Origin of the sequence: Streptomyces sp. CA-251387, assembly GCF_050936625.1 — a bacterium.
Taxonomy (GTDB): Bacteria; Actinomycetota; Actinomycetes; order Streptomycetales; family Streptomycetaceae; genus Streptomyces.
In genome coordinates, this window is the sequence record NZ_JBNJMJ010000001.1 from 4,643,136 (window position 1) to 4,662,684 (window position 19,549).

Below are 19,549 nucleotides of genomic sequence, written 5' to 3' on the forward strand. Positions count from 1 at the left end.
GGGAGCGGAGAGGTTGCAGGTACGGCGTTGCAGGGAGCGGAGGGATTACAGGTACGGCGTTGCAGGTACGGGTCGAGGTGGCTGGTGCCTATCCCCCCGTACGCCTGTGAACCAGCTCCCTGATCTCCTCCGGCAGTGCCTCGGCGGCCGACAGGCGCGGGAGCAGGTCCGGTTCGAGTGTCATCGCGCGGAAGGCGAGGGCGACGGTCACGTCGTGAACGGGCCGGTGAACGACCTCGACCGGATCGCCGACACGGATGTCACCGGGTTCGACCACCCGCAGATAGGCTCCCGGCACGGCGGCCCGCGTGAACTCCTTGATCCAGCCGTCCCGCTCCAGCCACCCCTGGAACGTCCCGCACGGGATCCGCGGACACGACACCTCCAGCACCACGTCGGCTCCGATGCGCCAACGCTCCCCGATCACCGCACCGTTGACATCGAGCCCGAGTGTCGTGAGGTTCTCCCCGAAGACACCGTTGGCCAGCGACCGCCCCAGCTCGGCCTCCCACCCGTCGAGATCCTCACGGGCATAGGCGTACACGGCCTGGTCGTCACCGCCATGATTCCGCACGTCATAAACCCGGTCCCCCGCGAGCCCCACCGCCCCGGTGCCCTTGGCCCCCGGCGCACTCACGGCAACCGGCCCCTCCACGGGCCGCTTGTCGATGCCCGTCGCGCTGAGCCGCTTCCAGTGGTTGGGCTGGGGCTTGCCGACATTGACGGATAACAGCTTCATGCGGACGACGGTAGGGCCGGGCCGCAGCCGGCGGCGACACGTTTTCCCGACCCTCACCGCTGTACGCCCCCGGAAACGCCAGAGGCCCCGGATCTCTCCGGGGCCTCTGACCTGTGCGCACTCGGCAGGATTCGAACCTGCAACCTTCTGATCCGTAGTCAGATGCTCTATCCGTTAAGCTACGAGTGCTTGTTCTGTTTTCTCGCCGCTCCCGGCCCTTCCGGCCCGCTCGCGGCGACAGGAAGAACATTACATGACCGGCGCCGCCATGTGAAATCCGTTTGCCGTACCCCTTGTGACCTGCGGAAATGCCCCTGGAAGGGGGAATGCCGCGAGGGGTGGAACGACGAAGCCCCGGTCCAGTGGACCGGGGCTTCGTGATCGAGCGCGGAGGCGGAGGGATTTGAACCCTCGATGGGCTTTAAGGCCCAAACCGCATTAGCAGTGCGGCGCCATAGACCGGACTAGGCGACGCCTCCAGCACAGCCGCTCGCGCGAGCGCGCGATTGGTGCGTGCAGATGATGACACAGTCGAGCGGGGTGTCACCAATCGACGTCCACGGTACTAGGCAGGGAGGCCGCAGGGCAAAGCCCTTCCCGGCGTGCTGCGCGCGGCGCAACGTCGGGGGCCGGGCGGCGTTGGTCAGGTCATGTTGCAGGTCAATCGTTCCGCCTCGGCCGGGCGGCATCTGCGGCGGCTGCTCTTCATTGCCGCCGGATCACTCGTCGCCGCCGGCTCCTCCTCCGTGGCGCCCGCCTCCGCATACGTCCAGGCCACGTCCGCCCAGGCCGGGCTGCCACTCCCTCTCACGTTCGCGTCCCGCCACGACCCCGGCCGCTCCGGCGACCACCACCTGACCATCACCGTCCGCGACGCCGGCGATGGTGCTGACGGGACCTATGAGCTGTACTGCCACCCCGCCCACGGCAACCACCCCGACGCCGTCGACGCCTGTGCCGCGCTCGATCGCGGCACCCGGTGGGGCAAGGACGCCTTCGCTGCCGTGCCGGAGGGCGGCTTCTGCACCATGCAGTACGGCGGGCCGGCCACCGCTCATGTCACCGGGACCTGGGGCGGGCGTCCCGTCGACGCCAGGTACGACCGCAGTGACGGGTGCCAGATCGGCCGGTGGGATCGGCTTGTGCCGGTTCTTCCCGATCTACGGCCGGAAGGGCGCTCGTAGACCAGAGGGGGGGCGTAGGCCGGAGGGGGGCGTAGCAGGAGGGGCGATCAGGGGTTGGCGGGGCGGCGTATGCCGGAGCGGCGGTTGTGGTGGTGCTGGTCCCAGCCCGCCGTCGCCCTCCCCCGCGGGAGCGGGAAGCGGGGGCTCCGGTACGTCGGCCCTGCAGCTTTCGTACAGGCTTTCCAAGGGGGAAGCAGTGGCTCCGTAAATGTCCCGCGAAGGTCTCGCGAAGCCGGAGCGGTGCTGGAAGGAAGCAGGCAGGACTGCGGGCAGGAACGCGGGCAGGACTTCTGCACGGGCGGTCATACGTTCTGGGTCACTTCGTCGTGCGACCTCGCTCTCATCCGGCGTCGCGAGCGCAACCCCAGCCCTTAGACTCCCTCGCGTGACACGCTGCGGGCCGGTTGGCAAGATGGCCCGAGCGGTCGGCAAGGTGCGGTAACAGGGAGGAAGCGTCTCGTGAGCAGCAGGCCATCCCGAGGCGCTGCTCGCCTCGCAGCCATACTCGACGCGCTTCCCGATGCGTTGCTGCTGGTCAACGCCAATGGGACCGTCGTCAACGCCAACACCATCGCCCTGGAGACCTTCGAGGCGCCGGGGACCGCTCTGGTCGGGCGCGGGTTGCTTGATCTGCTGCCGCATTTCGACTCCAAGCTCATTCCCGGGTCCATGCGGCGGCCCGACCACATGGACCCGCAGGGGCGGACCAAGCCGACCCGGATGATGGCCCGGCGGACGGACGGGAGCGAGTTCCCGGTCGAGGTCACGTCCGCGAATCTTGAGAACGGGCAACAGGCCTACGACGGGTACGGGTACAGCGGTGACGAGCTGCTCATGCTCGTCGTACGGGATCTGACCGGGACCGTCGACACCGAGGCCGAGCTGGCGCGTTCGCAGCGGCAGACCGAGATGATTCTTCGGGCGGCCTCGGAGGGGGTCGTCGGGACCGACACCGACGGGCGGATCGTGCTCGTCAATCCGGCCGCCGCTCAAATACTGGGTTACCGGGCCAGTGATCTGGGCGGGCGGGAGCTGCACACGCTCGTGCTGCATTCGCGTGCGGACGGGTCTCCCTTCCCGTACGAGGAGTCCGCGCTCGCCGACACCCTGCGCTCGGGCCGCAAGCACCGCGTCCGCGGTCAGGTGCTGTGGTCCAAGGGCGGGGACAAGGTGTCCGTCGATCTGACGACCGCGCCCGTGCGGGACGGCGACCAGCTCGTCGGCGCCGTGATGACCTTCGCCGACCGGCGGCCCTACGACACCCTCGTCGAGGAGAAGGCCGCCGCGGAGAAGCGGCATGAGGAGGAGATGGAGCGGCTCGCCGAGGAGCACGCCTCCGAGCTGACCGCCCTGCGGCAGAAGCACGTGGCCGAGATCGAGGAGCTGCAGGAGCGGCACCAGGAGGAACTCGCCTCCGGTGAGGAGCGGTACGCCGCGCTCGGGGAGCGGGAGAAGGACCGGTACGAGGCGCTCGCGGGCCGGCACGAGCAGTTGCTGACGCTGCTCGGGCGCTCGCTGCGCGGGCCGCTCGACGAGCTGCGCCGCGAGCTGTCCGCGCTCGCCGCGGACGACGCGGGACAGTTGTGGCCCGAGGCCAATCAGGTGCTGCACCATCTGTCGGCCGGGTACTCGCGGATCACGACGCTGATCGACAACGTCCTGGGCTACCAGCGGCTCGACTCGGGTGGCGACGCGATCTCCCGTACGAAGGTGATGCTCGACGCCGTCGTCGCCGCGGGCGTCGACGGGGCCGTCGAGCTCATCGGGCCCGGGCGGGTGCAGTTCGCCGTGCACGCGCCGCCCATCGAGGCCGAGGTCGACCCGCAGCGCCTCGCCACCGCGCTCGCGCATCTCGTCGCGGATGTCGCGGGGGTCGACGCGACCGGCAACTCGCCCGTGTCGGCGGGCGGTTACATGGACAACACCGTGGTCGTCGCGGCGGCGCAGCGCGGTGAGGTCGTACGGATCGAGGTGCGCGGGCCGTACACCGGGGGAGACCCGGTGCACGAGCCGATCGTGCGCGGGATCGTGCGGGCTCATGGCGGCGTGCTGCAGACGCACGAGGTGCCGGGGATGAGCGGCAGCGCGTACGTCCTCGAAGTGCCCATCGGGGGTGGGGCCGGGGCCGTTCCCGCCGCCCCGGACCCTGCAGACGCCGAGGCCGGTGACGGGGCCGAGGGTGCCGCCGTGGGCGCCGAGCAGAGCGCCGGCGGCGGGCGGCGACGGGCCCGGCGGTCCTCCGTGGACGCCTTCCTGGACAGCGGCGACGTGCCCGAGGCGGAGGGGGGCGCCGAGGCCGAGGGTGCGGCGCCCACCGGACGGCGGCGCCGGCGCGCGGCCGCCGCGGAACTCCCCCAGGTTGCGGCACTCCCTCAGGGAGATGGCGGCGGCGAGGTCTCCGGCGGTACGGGACGGCGGCGCGGACGACCGGCCGAGGACAGCGGGGACGGTGTCGCCGAGGGGGCCGTCGTCACCGCCGCCGAGCATGCGGCGGGGACCGCGGCCGTCGGCAACGGCCTCGGCGGGACGGTACCGCCGCAGGGCGTGCCCGCGCCCAGTGGGCGACGCGCCCGGCGTGACGGCGGCGAGCAGCACGCGCTGCCGCCTGCGCTGCCTGCCGCCGGTGACGGCACTCAGTCGCCCTCCGGGACCGGTACGACCGACTCGGGTGAGGCTCCTCAGCCGACCGGGCGGCGTCGCCGTGCCCTGGCCTCGGCGGCGGAGCGCGGTGCCGCGCAGGCGCAGGAGGCGGGGCCCCGGAAGGTGTTCGCGCTGCCGCCTGCCGAGGCGGACCGGGGTGCCGCTGTCGGGGCGGAGGGGCAAGGCGGCGCTGAGCCGGCTTCACCTCCGGCTGCGGCTGCGGCTGCGACTCCGGCTGCGGCTGCGACTCCGGCTGGGGCTGGGATGCCTCCGGCTACGGCTGTGCCTCCGGCTTCGCCGATGGCTCCGGGGCAGACGCCGGGTCCGGTTCCGGTTCCGGGGCAGGTTCCGGTACCCGTGCAGGCTCAGCAGCCTCAGGCCCAGGGGCCGGGGCAGGCTCCGATTCCGGCACAGGCTCCGGTTCCGGTTCCGGCACAGGCTCCGGTTCGGGGGCACGGCGCTCCCGGTGACGTCGTCGACGAGGGCCGGCACGACGCCGTACCGCACGATCAGGCCGCGGACCACACCCCGCCGCAGCCGCATCCGACCACCGCGCCGACCGGGCGGCGCCGACGGGCCGTGGGGCAGTCGGCGGAGGTTGCCGGGACACCTGCGCAGGGCGTTCCGGCGCAGAACGTGCAGGGGCAGGGCGTTCCGGCGCAGGCTGCCGCTGCTCAGGGTGCGCCGCCCGTGCAGGGCACTGCGGGGCAGGGTCTTCCGGTGGCCGTACCCGGGCAGGCGGCCCCGGCGCAGCCGGTTCCTGGGCAGCCGGTGCCCGGTCAGGCCACGCCCCCGCAGCCCGTTCCGGGCCAGGCCCTCCCCGCCGAGGCAACCCCCGGTCACGGCGTCCCCGCACAGGGCACGCCGCCGCAGGGCGTCCCGGCCCCGCAGCCGTGGCCCACGGCGGACGCCACCCCCGGCGCCGGGACGGCCGTACCGGCGAACGGCGCTGCCATGCCCCCCGTGCCCCCGCCCGCGGCCGGCGCTCCCGTGCCGCCGAACAGCGCCGCCACCCCCGTACCGCCGAATCCGCAGGCCCCTCAGCAGGCCCAGCCTCCGCACCCGGCCCCGCCCCAGCCCGCCCCCGGCACCCCGGCTCCGGGCACCCCGCTGCCCCCCGAAGCCGCGGCGGCAGCCCCGGCCCCGCAGCAGCGTGCGGCGCAGCCCCTCCCCGCCGAGGCCGCCGCTCCGGGCGCCCCCGTCGACCCGAACTCGACGCAGGGTCGGGCGATCAGTGTGCGGACGTTGGGGCAGGGGGTGCCGTTCACGCGCCAGGCGGCGCAGGTGCAGCAACCCGCGCAGCCCGCGCTCCCGCAGTCGTCGCAACCGGCACAGCCGACGGCCACGCCCCCTCCGCACCAGCCCGGTGGCGGCGGACGGCGCCGCAAGCTGGGTACGCCGCCCGACCCCGCCACGCGGGCGTCCGCCCCTGCGGAGCAGGCGGCGCGGCCTCATCCGCCGGCCGAAAAGCCGGTGCCCGCACAGCCGGTGCCGGCACAGCCCGTGCCCGCACAGCCGTCGCAGGCGGGACAGTCGCGGCTGGCGCCGATGACCGAGGGCGCCGGGCGGTCGTACGCCATAGGCGCGCCGGACGAGAACGCCGCCGAGGGGCCCGAGCCGTTGGACGGGCCGGGCGGTGCCGTCGAGGTCGCCGACACCCCGCGCCCGCAGCCGATGGACGACGAGCTGCCGCCGGAGCCGCTCGACAACCCGCGGCGACTGCTGGTGTGGCCGGCGCCGGACGTGACGACCCAGCAGGCACTGAGCGACCGCGGCTACCGGCCGGTGATCGTGCACTCGCGCGAGGAGGTCGACGCGCAGATCGCGGCGTTCCCGGCCGCGCTGTTCGTCGACCCGCTGACCGGGCCGATCACACGGACCGCGCTGCAGTCGCTGCGGCAGGCCGCCGTCGCGGCCGAGGTGCCGGTGATGGTGACGGCGGGACTCGGACAGGCCTCGCGGGAGGCGGCGTACGGCGCCGATCCGGCCGTTCTGCTGAAGGCGCTCGCGCCGCGGGACACCGAGCAGCACCCGCCGCGCGTGCTGTTGATCGAGGAGCACGCGGAGATCGCGCTGGCCCTGACGGCGACGCTGGAGCGGCGCGGGATGCAGGTGGCGCGGGCCGCGAGCGACGCCGACGCGGTGACGCTGGCGGGCGACTTCCGCCCGAACCTGGTCGTGATGGACCTGATGCAGGTGCACCGGCGCCGGGCCGGGATCGTCGACTGGCTGCGGGCGAACGGGCAGCTCAACCGCACCCCGCTCGTCGTCTACACGGCCGCCGTCGACCAGGCCGACCTGCCGCGGCTGGCCTCCGGCGAGACGGTGCTGTTCCTCGCCGAGCGGTCCACGAGCGGTGAGGTGCAGTCCCGGATCGTGGATCTGCTGTCGCGGATCGGGACCAACTGACGCGGTACCCGATGGGGTACGTCAGCGCGCGATGATCCGGCGTGCCGCCTCCTTGACCGAGGCGCGCAGGCGGTCACGGTCGCTGTCCTCGGCACCCACCAGGATGCGGCTCATCTGCGGCACGACGGTGGCCCAGTTGGCCATCGCGACCAGCAGGAACAGCAGGTCCTGGGCCGGGATCGCATCGGAGATGACACCGCGGTCCTGGCCGTCCCGCACCGCGGCGACCTTGTGGGTGTAGTGGTCGTGGCGCTCGGTCTCGTCGGGCAGTTCGGCGGTGCCGTACTGGATGCCCTCCCAGTAGAGGAGGCGCAGCAGCTCGGGGTGGGCGGCGTGGTAGTCCATCAGCCGGTCCAGCCAGCCCTCGATGTCGTCCGGGTCGACGGGGACGGCTGCCGCGAGATCGACCATGCACCGGCCGAGGACCTGCGAGAACAGCTCCGCCTTGTTGCCGAAGTAGGCGTAGATCAGCTGCTTGTTGGCCTTGGCCTCGGCCGCGATGCGGTCGATGCGGGCGCCCGCGATGCCGTACCGGGCGAACTCGGCGACGGCCGCGTCGAAGATCCGGGCCTTGGTGGCCTCGGGGTCCCTTACTCCCATGGGTTCAGAGTAGCGGCTAAGTAACCAACCGTTTGGTTGACGGGAAGGGATGTGTGGCGCAGACTGTTCGACAGTCCGCCAACCAACCAGTTAGTTGTTAGAGCAGGCTCGAAGGAGTCCCGGCTCGAAGGAGTCCCTCCGGTCATGCCGTCCACCACCACGGCCCACCGTCTCCAGGCACCGGCCCCCCAGACGGAGACGTCCCGTCTCTTCCTCCCCCTCATCGCTCTCTGCTCCGCCGTCACCGCCGCCAACATCTACCTCGCGGCGCCGCTGCTCTCGGTCATCGCGCAGGACTTCGGCACCGCTCCCTCGGCCGTGGCCTGGATCGCGTCGGTCGCGCAGTTCGGTTACGCCGCCGGCCTGCTCTTCTTCGCCCCGCTCGGCGACCGTGTGAGCCGGCGTCCGCTGGTCGCCGTGCTGTCGCTGGCCACGACCGCGGCCCTGGCCGTCGCTGCCGCGGCGACCGGGACCACCGCGCTCGCGGCCGCGGTCCTCGTCGCCTCCGCCGCGACCGTCGTCCCGCAGCTACTGGTCCCGCTCGTCGCCGAACGCGCCCCCGCCGAACGCCGCGCCCGCCATGTCGCCGCCGTCATCGCCGGGCTCTTCACCGGCATCGTCGCGGCCCGTGTCCTCGGCGGCCTCGCCGGGCAGGCCTTCGGCTGGCGGTGGGTGTTCGTGGGCGCGGCCGTCCTCACCGCCGTCCTCGGCCTGCTGACGGCCGCTGTCCTGCCCGCCGAAAAGCCCCACCGCACCGGCAGCCTCGGCGGTCTCTTCTCGGGCCTCACCGCGATGCCGGGTCTGGTGCGCCGCTCCCCCGACCTGTGGCGCGCCTGCATACGGCAGGCCGGGATGTACGGCGCCTGGAGCGCCGTGTGGACCTCGCTGGCCCTGCTGCTGACCGGTGAGCCGTACACCCTCTCGACCGCGACCGCCGGGCTCTTCGGCCTCTTCGGGCTGGCGGCGAGTGTCGTGGCCCCGCTCGCGGGCGGCCTGGTCGACCGCTTCGGCGCCGCCAGGGTCGTACGGTCCGCGTATCTGCTCGCCGCCGTGTCCGTACCGCTGTTCTGGCTTGGCGGACGGGTGATGGCCGCGCTGTTCGTGGCCGCCGTCGCCATCCATGCCGCGCTTGTCGCTTCCCATGTGGCCAACCAGACCCTGGCCTTGACGACCACCTCCACGCCCGCGACGGCCAACAGCGCCTACGTCGTCTCCGGTTTCGCGGGCGGCGCCACCGCGTCCGCCCTGGCGGGCTTCGCCTTCGGGCAGTGGGGCTGGGGCGGGGTGTGCGCGGTAGCGGGGGTTTGGCTGGTGGTGGGGTGGGGGGTGACGCTCTCGGAGAGGGCGTGTGGCGTACGGCCGTGATGATGCCGGAGGGCGCGTGAGGTGTACGGCCATGATGATGCCGGAGGGCGCGTGAGGTGTACGGCCATGATGATGCCGGAGGGCGCGTGAGCCGTACGGCGATGAAAGCGCCGTTCCTCGGTGGGTCGTACCGCGGTGAAGGCGCCGTACCGCAGTGAAGTGCTCGGCGGCCGGGACGAACCCACCTCGTCCCGGCCGCCGTATGCGTGTCAGAGCTGGGTGACGTCCAGGTCGCCCTCGGCGTACTGCCTGCGCAGCACCTTCTTGTCGAACTTGCCCACGCTCGTCTTCGGCACCGCCTCGATGACCGTCCAGCGCTCCGGGAGCTGCCACTTGGCGATCTTGCCTTCGTCCGCGAGGAAGGCGCGCAGGCTCTCGAAGTCTGCGGTGGCGCCCTCCTTGAGGACGACCGTGGCCAGCGGGCGCTCGCCCCACTTCTCGTCGGGGACGGCGACGACGGCGGCCTCGGCGACATCCGGGTGGGACATCAGCGCGTTCTCCAGCTCGACCGAGGAGATCCACTCGCCGCCGGACTTGATGACGTCCTTGGCGCGGTCGGTGAGGGTGAGGAAGCCGTCGGCGGAGATGGTGCCGACGTCGCCGGTCTTCAGCCAGCCGTCCTCGCTGAACTTGTCGGCGGGGCGCAGGGGTTCGGCGTCGGGACCGTTGTAGTAGGCGCCCGCGATCCAGGGGCCACGGACCTCCAGCTCGCCTGCCGACTCGCCGTCCCAGGGGAGGCGCTCGCCGCCGGGACCGGTGAGGCGGGCCTCGACGGAGGCGGGGAAGCGGCCCTGGGTGAGGCGGTACGCGAACTCCTCCTCCGTGCCGACCGCGTGGGCCGGCGGGCGGGCGATCGTGCCGAGCGGCGACGTCTCCGTCATGCCCCACGCGTGACAGACCCGCATGCCCAGCTTGTCGAACGCCTGCATGAGCGAGGGCGGGCAGGCCGAGCCGCCGATCGTGACCTGGCCGAGGGTGGAGACGTCCCGGGGCTTGGCGGTGAGCTCGGCGAGCAGGCCCTGCCAGATGGTGGGCACGGCGGCCGCGTGGGTCGGCTTCTCGCCCTCGATCATCTCGGCGAGGGGCGCGGGCTGCAGGAAGCGGTCCGGCATCAGCATGTTGACGCCGGTCATGAAGGTGGCGTGCGGCAGGCCCCAGGCGTTGACGTGGAACTGCGGGACCACGATCAGCGACGTGTCCTCGTCGGTCAGGCCCATCGACTGGGTCATGTTCACCTGCATGGAGTGCAGATAGACCGAGCGGTGGGAGTAGACGACGCCCTTCGGGTCGCCGGTGGTGCCGGAGGTGTAGCACATCGAGGCGGCCTGGCGCTCGTCCAGCTCCGGCCAGTCGTACGCGGTCGGCTTGCCGGCGATCAGCTCCTCGTACTCGTGCACCTGCACGGAGGCCTCCGCGAGCAGGGAACGGTCACCCGGCCCCGACACCACCACGTGCTCGACCGTCTTGAGGTGCGGGAGCAGCGGGGCGAGCAGGGGGAGGAGCGAACCGTTGGCGATGACGACCCGGTCGGCCGCGTGGTTGACGATCCAGGCCAGCTGCTCGGCCGGGAGGCGGAGGTTGAGGGTGTGCAGGATCGCGCCCATGGAGGGGATCGCGAAGTACGCCTCGACGTGCTCGGCGTTGTTCCACATCAGCGTCGCGACCCGCTCGTCGCCGGCCACGCCCAGGTCCTCGCGCAGGGCGTGCGCCAGCTGGGCGGCCCGGGCACCGATCTCGGCGAAGGAGCGGCGGTGCGGCTCGCCCTCGCCGGTCCAGGTGGTCACCTGCGATGTGCCGTGGATCGTGGACCCGTGGGTCAGGATCCTCGAGATCAGCAGCGGTACGTCCTGCATGGTGCTCAGCACGGCATCCTCCCGGGGGCGACATTGCCTACGCGGTGGTCAAGGTTGCGCTGATTCTGCTCACATACCACGCGGTATGTCACTAGGTGCCGCTGATCGATCAGGTCACGTTGACAAACCAGCCCGTCGTGGAGGCCTCGAGGTCCCCCCACGCGAGCGAAGCCGAGAGGGGTGAGTCTGGGGCGCGGGCCCGGTCAGGGCCGAAGCGGGGGCCCTGGGAGCGGCAGACGCTCGGCCAGCAGCTCGCTGCCCGCCAGGCCGAGAGGACCAGGAGTGCGCCGGTCATGTCGTGGCGCCCCCAGCCGACGGCCCGGCCACACAGGCACCGGATGCCTAACGAACGAGCCCCAGCTCAGGATCCTCACGCAGCTTGCCCAGCGCACGCGACACGGCCGACTTCACCGTGCCGACGGACACCCCGAGCACCTCGGCCGTCTGAACCTCGCTGAGGTCCTCGTAGTAGCGCAGGACGACCATCGCCCGCTGCCGCGCCGGCAGCCGCATGATCGCGCGCCACATGGCGTCGTGCAGCGCCTGCCGTTCCGCGGGGTCGTCGTCGTGGCCGGGCAGGGGCTCCGGCTCGGGCAACTCGTCGCAGGCGAACTCGTCGACCTTGCGCTTGCGCCACTGCGACGTCCGTGTGTTCAGGAGCGCCCTGCGCACATAGCCGTCGAGCGCGCGATGGTCCTCGATGCGCTCCCAGGCGACGTAGGTCTTGGTGAGCGCGGTCTGCAGCAGGTCCTCGGCGTCGCTCGGGTTCGCGGTCAGCGACCGGGCGGTACGCAGCAGCACCGGCTGGCGGGCCCGCACATACGACGTGAAGGAGGGGTACGTCGCGTTCGGAAAGGCCCGCGGCGCGGCGTCGGAAGCGCTGGTGCAGACGGGTGTGGTCATGGCTCCACGCTATGAGCGGCCCCTGCTCCAGCGGATCGGCCGCAGGTGCCGAAGCGGCGTCCGCCTCAGGTTGTAGGGGTGGGGCTGACTCCACCTCCTGAAGGTGGACGAGCGGGGGACGCATACTGCGGGATTACCCCTGGGGGTCGTACGTCGGCCGCGGGCCGGGGCATCCGTGGACGGGGGCCGGTGAGCGTCGATGGACCGCAGGCGGGGAGCGTCAATGGACGGCAAGCCAGACGGCATCCGTCGGCAACAGACCAGCGGCGTTCGTCAGCGGGTCGGCGGGTCACGCGTCGGTGGCGAGGACCAGACCCGATGTCGGCACGCCCGTACCGGCCGTCACCAGCACCCGTTCCGCCTCGGGTATCTGGTTCACGGACGTCCCCCGCACCTGTCTCACCCCTTCCGCGATTCCGTTCATCCCGTGCAGATATGCCTCCCCGAGCTGCCCCCCGTGCGTGTTGAGCGGCAACCGCTCCTCGGCCACGAAGCCCCCGGCCTCCCCCTTTCCGCAGAACCCGAACTCCTCCAGCTGCATCAGCACGAACGGTGTGAAGTGGTCGTACAGGATCCCCACGTCGATCTCCCCCGGCCCCAGCCCCGCCGTCCGCCACAGCTGCCGTGCCACCACGCCCATCTCCGGCAGGCCGGTGAGGTCGTCCCGGTAAAAGCTCGTCATCTGCTCCTGCCCTCGGCCGGCGCCCTGAGCCGCCGCCGCTATGACGGCCGGTGGGTGGGGCAGGTCACGGGCCCGGTCGACGGACGTGACGACCAGCGCCTGGCCACCGTCCGTCTCCTGGCAGCAGTCCAGCAGCCGCAGCGGCTCGACGATCCAGCGCGAGGCCGCGTGGTCGGCGAGGGTGATGGGTCTGCCGTGGAAGTACGCGGCCGGGTTGGTCGCCGCGTACTTGCGGTCCGTCACCGCCACATGCCCGAACACCTCCGGCGTCAGCCCGTACGTGTGCAGATACCGCTGGGCCGCCATCGCCACCCACGAGGCGGGCGTGAGCAGCCCGAACGGCAACGACCAGCCCAGCGCCACGCCCTCCGCCGACGGCTCCCGGTGCTGCACTCCCGAGCCGAAGCGCCGCCCCGACCGTTCGTTGAACGCCCGATAGCAGACCACCACCTCCGCGACCCCCGTCGCCACGGCGAGCGCCGCCTGCTGCACGGTCGCGCAGGCCGCGCCGCCGCCGTAGTGGACGCGGGAGAAGAAGGACAGCTCGCCCATCCCGCAGGCCTGGGCCACGGTGATCTCCGGGCTGGTGTCCATCGTGAACGTCACCATTCCGTCCACGTCCCCCGGCGTGAGACCCGCGTCGTCCAGCGCAGCCCGCACCGCCTCCACGGCCAGCCGAAGCTCACTGCGCCCCGAGTCCTTGGAGAACTCGGTGGCCCCGACACCGACGATCGCCGCCCGCCCGGCCAGAGCGTCCCGTGTGCGCACGCTCATGCCGGGCCCTCCGACGCCGCAGTGCCGGCGGCCTCTGAGAGCCCGGTGACCGCCGATGCCGCCGATCCCGCCGGCCTGGTGATCGCCGACCCCGTCGGCACGGTGACCGTCACCGTGCCGGTCACATGTCTGCCGATGCCGTTCGCGCCGACCACGCGGACCGTCACCGTGTCGCCGTCGACGTCCTCGACCGTGCCCTTCAGCACCATGGTGTCCCCCGGGTAGTTGGGCGCCCCGAGTCGTATGGCCACCCTGCGCAATTCGGCCGTCGGTCCGAAGTGGTCGGTGATGTAGCGGCCGACCAGGCCGTTCGTCGTCAGGATGTTCATGAAGATGTCGGGGGAACCCTTCTCGCGGGCCAACTCCGCGTCGTGGTGTACGTCCTGGTAGTCGCGTGAGGCGACGGCCCCGGCGACGATCAGCGTGCGGGTGATCGGGATCTCCAGCGGGGGCAGTTCGTCACCGGCGTTCACGGTGATCACAGCGTTCATGCGACCTCCTCCCGGGAACGGAAGACGGGCAGCACCAACTCGTCGTCGTACAGCTGGAATTCGAGCCGCACGGGCATCCCGATCCACACCTTGTCGTACGGCACGCCCACGACGTTGCTGATCATCCGCACGCCCTCTGCCAGCTCGATCAGGACGACGGCGTAAGGCCCCGCCGTGTCGGCGGCGTGATCGGATTCCGTGAACGCGGGGAAGGGCGGGTGGTGCATCACGACGTACGAATAGACCGTCCCCTCGCCGCTCGCCTCGACCGTGTCCCAGCCCAGGCCGCCGCAGGCGTTGCAGCCGGGAAGCCAGGGGTGGCGCAGGGTGCCGCAGTCGGTGCAGCGCTGGATGAGCAGGCTGCGCCGCCGGACGCCCTCCCAGAAACCGGCGTTGTCGCGGTTGACGACGGGGCGGGGGCGCGGTGGCTTCTGCTGTCGGTCCGGCTGCTCTGCCCGGCGTATGGGCGCGTACTTGAGGATGCGGAAGCGGTGGGTGCCGGCGAGGTCGGCGCCGACGTGGATGTCCGTGCGGGTCGTGACGAAGTACCCCGTGCCGAGCTTGGTCGTCTTCTTCTCCGACACCGATTCGATCACCGAGTCGAAGGTGATTGCGTCCCCGGGCCTCAGCGGCCGTAGGTACTCCTGCTCGCAGTCGGTGGCGACGACCGAGCTGTAGCCCGCCTCGTCGAGCAGGCCGAGCAGCTCGTCGTACGCGTGCGTGCGTCCCGCATGGCCGGAGAGGCCGCCCATGGTCCACACCTGGAGCATAGTGGGCGGTGCCATGGCGTCCGGGCCCGAGTACGCCGGATTGGTGTCGCCCATCGCCTCGCACCAGTGCCGGATCATGGGCGCGTTGACGGGGTCCTTGCCCGCGCGGGCGACCGCGGCCGGTTCGCCCTCGTAGGCCTTCAGCCTCGTCTCGAGCGCGTCGCCTGCCGCCACCTCGTGGCTCACCCCCGGCTCGTAGCTCATCGTCGCCCCCTCGTCCTCACCGGCCTCGTCGCCCCACGGCGCATCGCACTGACACTTCTGGTACACCGCAGCCGCCGATCCGGTTCCCACTGGGCCCAGGCGACCCCCGCGACTTCCCCCGACTTTTCGCGAACGAAGGTTTCTGACTGTCCGTCAGATACGACTCACTGTCAAGGCCGCCGAGGGCGCCTGCGGCAACGCCGGAACACTCGCCCCGACAACACCAAAACGCCTATGCCGCAACACAAAAACGCCTGCGCGGCGGCACCGAAGTACCGCCGCGCAGACGCGTTACACCCCATGAGCACACCCGAGACACATCCGAGGGGGCCGATGCCTGAGCACCGGGGCACCGACCCCCTCAGCTCACCACCAGAGCGGCGTGAAGTTGACGGCCGCGTTGTCGTTGCCCTGGTTGACGGCCGTGAACGCGGAGCCGTTGACGTGGGCGGTGTTGCTCTGGTTCGAGGCGCCGGAGCCGGTCGCCTGCTGCTGAGTGGTGGACGAGGTGCCGTAGTTGTCGCCGCCGACCCCGCTGCCCACGAGGCCCTGGGCGGTGTTCGTGACGGCCGCACTGGATCCGTCGTCCGCGATGGCGCCGTTGTCCGCCGCGGCGACGCCGGCGAACAGAGCGGCGGCGAGCGGGAGGGCGGAGACGGCCGCGATGACGCGGGCGGTACGGATGCTTGCCATGTTGTTCCTCCAGAACAGGTGCGCCCAGGCTCCCCAGCCGGACGCATAGGTAGTGCATGAAGTACTGCTCGCCCCAAGGCAGTTGGCCGACCACCCCGGAGTCCTGCACGACGTCGCGAGATCAGAGTTGCCCACCGAATCCCCGGCGAACCACCCCGGAAGCCTCTATTCGCTCTCAAGCGTGATGACAAGTCGATAAACCCCTTTCGCCACTTCTAACCTCCCGAGTCGGGGCAGTACGGACAACTCCATCCCAAGCCCCCCAAGCGGTGAAGCGTTCCTGCTCGCTTCCGGCCAATCTCCGCGGACCGGCGCGTCGCCCGGCGGGGCGCAGTCATTTCCCCTTTCCTTTTTCGAACACTCGTACGAACATAGAGGCATGGCCACCACCGACCGGCAGGCCACGACGCTGGCCCTCGCACACGCCCTGTCAGCCGCCGAACGCGGACTGGCCGTCATCCCCCTGTCCCGGACGAAGCTCCCGGCCCTGCGCTCCCCGCACCGCGACGACCCCGATCCCGCGCCCTGCCACGGCGAGTGCGGCCGCTTCGGGCACGGGGTCTACGACGCCTCCACCGACCCCGCCCGCATCCGCGAACTCTTCGCGGCCGCCCCCTGGGCGACGGGCTACGGCATCGCATGCGGCCTGCCGCCCCACCACCTGATCGGCATCGACCTCGACACCAAGTCCGGTACGGACTCCTCAGCCGCCCTGCGCGAACTGGCGCTGCGCCACCTGTTCACGATTCCGCCCACGGTGGTCGTCCTGACCCCCAGCGGCGGCCGCCACCTCTGGCTGACCGGCCCGGCGGACGTCGTGGTCCCCAACTCGGCGGGCCGCCTCGCGCCCGGCATCGACATCCGCGGCGCCGGCGGCTACCTCGTCGGCCCCGGCTCCCGTACCGACCACGGCGTCTACAGCACCGCGCCCGGCACCTCCCACATCGTCCCCGCGCCCTGCCCGCGCGCCCTCCTGCGCCTTCTGCTCCCTCCACCCCGCATTCACCACCTCACGCCCCCGGCGACCGGCGGCCACGGCCAGGGACTCGTCCAGTTCGTGCTCGCCGCCCATGAGGGACAGCGCAACACCCGCCTGTTCTGGGCGGCCTGCCGCGCCTACGAGGACGGCATCGGCCCCGCCCTTGTCGAGCCCCTCGTCGAGGCGGCCCTCAACACAGGCCTGACCGAACGCGAGGCCCGGGCCACGATCGCGTCGGCGGCGCGGATGACAGGGCACCGGCCCTGAACCAGCGCCGGCGCCTGACAGGCCTTCGCAATGCACGTGGCCTTGAAATTCACGGGAGCTCGATGCACCACCGCCCTAGAGTGCCGACCATGTCGCTGACCCGCGTCGTCCTCACGTCCGGCCGCTCGCTCGACCTCTCCGAGCTGCGGCTCTCCTCGACGTACGGCGGAATGCTGGAGGGCTACCCGTGCAGGCTGGTCAACGACATGAAGATCAAGGGCCTCGTCCGCGCGGCCGAGCAGGCCCACCCTTCCACTCCGGTGCACCTCGTCCCGCCGCCGCGCGAGCATCCCGACCAGTACGCGGGCGCCTTCGGCCCGGTCGAGGTGCTGCCCTCGGTGGCCTGCGTCGGCGCCTTCCGCTCCACGGCCCTCGACCCCGACCACGACCCGGTCCTCTACCGCTCCGCCCTGACGATCATCTGGTTCCAGCCGACCCCGCACGTGCCGTCCGGCTGTGACGCGGAGGAGGCGCTGCGAGAGGTTCCCTGGGAGGAGCTGGCGCGGGATTACGAGCTCTAGCGGCACTCCGGGCTCCGGGCGTCCGCAGCGGCGAAAACCGGCTTGTCCCGGAGGGGAACCCGCATGCCAGGGTCGGCCGCTGAGCCTTTCCCGACCTGCGCTGATGTGTCGCCGCCGACGCCGTGCGAAGGGGTGTTTCTCAGCGAGATGTCCGGTATGGCGATTGGTACCAAAATGAGCGTTATCTGATGTTGACGCTGGATCGGAGACGCCATGAAGGACCTCAAGCTGGAGCAGAAGCGCTCGCTGTCACGCCTTGAGGCCGCTGATCAGCTGGAGGCGCTGGCGGCCGCGCTCAGGCAGGGTGGGGAAGCCGAACTGGAAATAGACCCTTGGAAGCTGAGCTTGCGGATCCCTGACGATCTTCGCAGCGAAATCGAGGTCGAAGTCAGTGACGGGGAGATCGAGCTGGAGATCGAGTTCACCTGGCCGACCGGAGCGGCCGACCAGGCAGCGTCTTCCGAGGCAGCGGCAGATGCAGAGCCGGCCGCAGACAGGCGGAAGGGTGCGTCTACCGGTCCCCGGCGAACCCGCAGCAGCGGCGGAAGAACCGCCAAGCGGACTGCCGCGAAGAAGTGAAGAAGCCGTGAGCCACACCTGTCCAGCGCCATGAGGTCCGCAACGCGCGAACCGATCCAGCCACGCACCGCAATGGGACGCACGCACCGCAATGGGACGCGAGAAGGGGTGCCCGGACATCCGGGCACCCCTTCTCACCTAGGCTTACGCCGCCTGACAAGCGGTGGGTGTGGGATTTGAACCCACGGTGACTCGCGCCACGACGGTTTTCAAGACCGTTCCCTTAGGCCGCTCGGGCAACCCACCTCGGCCCCGGCCCACCAGGGGCGGAGCGGGTACAGCGTACCGGCACCGCGCGTTGCGCGGGGTTCGTGGTCCGGATGGGCGGCAATGGCCCCTGGCGTCACACGTTGTTGGTCAGGCGGACGCCGTTGACGGCGGTGTCGAAGGCCGGGCGGTACTCGTGCCATTGCGCGTCCGGTGCGGAGAGGTAGATCACGTACTGGGTGCCGTCGGTGCTCGCGAAGGCCAGTTCCGCCGCCCGGTACTTGCGTGCTCTGCCCTCGAAGGTGAACTCCCAGTACCCGGCGGGGCGTCCCCGGAAGGTCGTCTTGGCCATGCGCACCCGTTCGTAGCCGGCGTTGTCGCGGGCGGTCTGTTCCTCCTCCGTCTCACGCCAGTGCTGCAGCGGATCGGTGCCCGCGAACTCGATGACGTTGACCCGCAGGCCCACGAGTTCCGACGGGTCGATGTAGGCGACTTCGCCGCCGGGCAGCGTCGTCCTGGTCCAGCCGTCCCGCACGGGCACGAAGATGCCGCTGTCCGGCTTTTCGAGGCGGTATCCGGTGGGCAGCGGCGGCACGGTGGGGCTGGTGGTCGGGGAGGGCGTGGACGCCTCGGACCCGGACGCGCGCGTGCTCGGCCCGTCATCCGGCCTGCCCTTGAGCCACCACACCGCACCGCCCGCCAGACTGGCGGCGAGGATCACCGCCAGGACCGACCGCACCACCGTGCGACCGCGGTTGCCGCCGCTCTTGCGGCCGGCGGGCGCCAGGTCGTCGACGCGGTCCGGCCGTGTGGGTGGATCGAGGCGCGCGGTGCGTGTGCCGGTCAGGTCGGCCAGGCGGCGTTCGACCTCGTGTACGTCCATGCGCTGATCGGGATCCTTGACGAGCAGGCCCTCGATCACCGGGGTCAGGTCCCCGGCGTTGCGCGGTGGGTCGTACGGGTCCGTTGCGATGGCGTACGCGGTTTCGATCGGCGTGTGCCGGCGGAACGGGTCCCGCCCCTCGACCGCCTGGTACAGCGTCGCCCCCAGGGCCCACAGGTCACTGGCGGGACCGGTCTCGGGATGCGCGCCCTTGAGGCGTTCGGGCGCCAGGTAGCCGATGGAGCCGATCAACTCGCCGGGCTTGGTCAGCGAGGACGTTCCCGACTCCATGGCGATCCCGAAGTCGGTGAGGACGATCCGCCCGTCGTCGCCGAGCAGGACGTTGGCGGGTTTGACGTCCCGGTGCAGGACCCCGGCGTCGTGGGCGGCGCGCAGGGCGGCGGTCATGGCGCGGCCGATCCGGGCGGCTTCCTCGGGGGGCAGCGCACCCCGACGCTTCAGCACGTCGCTCAGTGTGACCGAGGGTATGTACTCCATGACGATGCAGGGCAGGCCCTCGTCGTCGAGCACGTCGTGCACCACGATCACGTTGGGGTGGGTGATCCGCGCGGCGCTGCGGGCCTCGCGGCGGGTGCGCTCGTAGAGCGTGCGGACCTCGTCGTCCTGCAGATGCGGCGGGATACGCAGCTTCTTCACGGCGACCTGGCGGCCGAGCAGCTTGTCCTCGGCACGCCATACGGTGCCCATGCCGCCGCTGCCCACCCGCTCCACCAGCAGGTACCGGCCGGCGACGAGCCGCCCCAGATCGGTCACCGCGAGACCGTCCCCTTCTCTGCTTCCCATTC

General features: G+C 71.5%; 15 protein-coding genes and 3 tRNA genes. 6 read left to right on the forward strand and 12 right to left on the reverse strand.

Annotated features, from left to right (window positions below):
* Positions 1-88: 88 nt before the first annotated feature.
* The 3 genes from ACQEV2_RS20720 to ACQEV2_RS20730 all read right to left on the reverse strand — a co-directional run bounded on the left by ACQEV2_RS20720 (position 89) and on the right by ACQEV2_RS20730 (position 1,218).
* The gene (locus tag ACQEV2_RS20720) at positions 89-739 is read right to left on the reverse strand and encodes an MOSC domain-containing protein (RefSeq protein ID WP_433043401.1); all 651 of its coding nucleotides are present in this window, start codon (positions 737-739) and stop codon (positions 89-91) included.
* Between the two features lie 116 nt (positions 740-855).
* A tRNA-Arg gene (locus ACQEV2_RS20725) sits at positions 856-928 on the reverse strand.
* Positions 929-1,127: 199 nt separating this feature from the next.
* Positions 1,128-1,218: transfer RNA gene (locus tag ACQEV2_RS20730), tRNA-Ser, on the reverse strand.
* A 171-nt stretch (positions 1,219-1,389) separates the two neighbouring features.
* Here ACQEV2_RS20730 and ACQEV2_RS20735 point away from each other — a divergent pair.
* Both ACQEV2_RS20735 and ACQEV2_RS20740 read left to right on the forward strand, forming a co-directional pair.
* A complete protein-coding gene (locus ACQEV2_RS20735) occupies positions 1,390-1,923 on the forward strand; it encodes an SSI family serine proteinase inhibitor (protein ID WP_433043404.1) in 534 nt (177 codons plus the stop codon).
* A 459-nt stretch (positions 1,924-2,382) separates the two neighbouring features.
* Entirely contained in the window at positions 2,383-6,972 is a 4,590-nt protein-coding gene (locus ACQEV2_RS20740) for a PAS domain-containing protein (protein ID WP_433043407.1), read from the forward strand.
* Positions 6,973-6,993: 21 nt separating this feature from the next.
* Here the strand turns inward: ACQEV2_RS20740 and ACQEV2_RS20745 are convergent, their stop codons facing one another.
* The gene (locus ACQEV2_RS20745; RefSeq protein ID WP_433043410.1) at positions 6,994-7,572 is read right to left on the reverse strand and encodes a TetR family transcriptional regulator; all 579 of its coding nucleotides are present in this window, start codon (positions 7,570-7,572) and stop codon (positions 6,994-6,996) included.
* A gap of 144 nt (positions 7,573-7,716) precedes the next feature.
* On the opposite strand from ACQEV2_RS20745, the gene ACQEV2_RS20750 reads away from it, so the two are divergent.
* On the forward strand, positions 7,717-8,937 hold the full coding sequence (locus ACQEV2_RS20750) for an MFS transporter (RefSeq protein ID WP_433043413.1): 1,221 nt from the start codon (positions 7,717-7,719) through the stop codon (positions 8,935-8,937).
* Positions 8,938-9,146: 209 nt separating this feature from the next.
* Here the strand turns inward: ACQEV2_RS20750 and ACQEV2_RS20755 are convergent, their stop codons facing one another.
* The 6 genes from ACQEV2_RS20755 to ACQEV2_RS20780 all read right to left on the reverse strand — a co-directional run bounded on the left by ACQEV2_RS20755 (position 9,147) and on the right by ACQEV2_RS20780 (position 15,307).
* Positions 9,147-10,790 carry a long-chain fatty acid--CoA ligase gene (locus ACQEV2_RS20755; RefSeq protein ID WP_433054628.1) on the reverse strand — a complete coding sequence of 548 codons (1,644 nt, stop codon included), beginning with the start codon at positions 10,788-10,790 and terminating at the stop codon, positions 9,147-9,149.
* Positions 10,791-11,132: 342 nt separating this feature from the next.
* The gene (locus tag ACQEV2_RS20760) at positions 11,133-11,693 is read right to left on the reverse strand and encodes a SigE family RNA polymerase sigma factor (protein WP_433043416.1); all 561 of its coding nucleotides are present in this window, start codon (positions 11,691-11,693) and stop codon (positions 11,133-11,135) included.
* 289 nt (positions 11,694-11,982) lie between these two features.
* Positions 11,983-13,149: a lipid-transfer protein gene (locus ACQEV2_RS20765; RefSeq protein WP_433043419.1), complete on the reverse strand. Its 1,167-nt coding sequence runs from the start codon at positions 13,147-13,149 to the stop codon at positions 11,983-11,985.
* Positions 13,146-13,622, reverse strand: coding sequence for a MaoC family dehydratase (locus ACQEV2_RS20770; protein WP_433054631.1), 477 nt, complete (start codon positions 13,620-13,622; stop codon positions 13,146-13,148). Before ACQEV2_RS20770 ends, ACQEV2_RS20765 begins: the two co-directional genes overlap by 4 nt.
* A gap of 14 nt (positions 13,623-13,636) precedes the next feature.
* The gene (locus ACQEV2_RS20775; protein WP_433043422.1) at positions 13,637-14,614 is read right to left on the reverse strand and encodes a bifunctional MaoC family dehydratase N-terminal/OB-fold nucleic acid binding domain-containing protein; all 978 of its coding nucleotides are present in this window, start codon (positions 14,612-14,614) and stop codon (positions 13,637-13,639) included.
* A gap of 366 nt (positions 14,615-14,980) precedes the next feature.
* Positions 14,981-15,307, reverse strand: coding sequence for a hypothetical protein (locus ACQEV2_RS20780; protein ID WP_433043425.1), 327 nt, complete (start codon positions 15,305-15,307; stop codon positions 14,981-14,983).
* Between the two features lie 379 nt (positions 15,308-15,686).
* Here ACQEV2_RS20780 and ACQEV2_RS20785 point away from each other — a divergent pair, with 379 nt between their 5' ends.
* From ACQEV2_RS20785 to ACQEV2_RS20795, 3 genes are all read left to right on the forward strand, one after another.
* Positions 15,687-16,553 carry a bifunctional DNA primase/polymerase gene (locus ACQEV2_RS20785; RefSeq protein WP_433043428.1) on the forward strand — a complete coding sequence of 289 codons (867 nt, stop codon included), beginning with the start codon at positions 15,687-15,689 and terminating at the stop codon, positions 16,551-16,553.
* Between the two features lie 89 nt (positions 16,554-16,642).
* On the forward strand, positions 16,643-17,074 hold the full coding sequence (locus ACQEV2_RS20790; RefSeq protein ID WP_433043431.1) for a hypothetical protein: 432 nt from the start codon (positions 16,643-16,645) through the stop codon (positions 17,072-17,074).
* Between the two features lie 213 nt (positions 17,075-17,287).
* Positions 17,288-17,653, forward strand: coding sequence for an amphi-Trp domain-containing protein (locus ACQEV2_RS20795; protein WP_433043434.1), 366 nt, complete (start codon positions 17,288-17,290; stop codon positions 17,651-17,653).
* Between the two features lie 161 nt (positions 17,654-17,814).
* On the opposite strand, the gene ACQEV2_RS20800 is transcribed toward ACQEV2_RS20795, so the two are convergent.
* Both ACQEV2_RS20800 and ACQEV2_RS20805 read right to left on the reverse strand, forming a co-directional pair.
* Positions 17,815-17,899, reverse strand: a tRNA-Ser gene (locus tag ACQEV2_RS20800).
* A gap of 97 nt (positions 17,900-17,996) precedes the next feature.
* Positions 17,997-19,547 carry a serine/threonine-protein kinase gene (locus tag ACQEV2_RS20805; protein WP_433043437.1) on the reverse strand — a complete coding sequence of 517 codons (1,551 nt, stop codon included), beginning with the start codon at positions 19,545-19,547 and terminating at the stop codon, positions 17,997-17,999.
* Positions 19,548-19,549 lie beyond the last annotated feature (2 nt).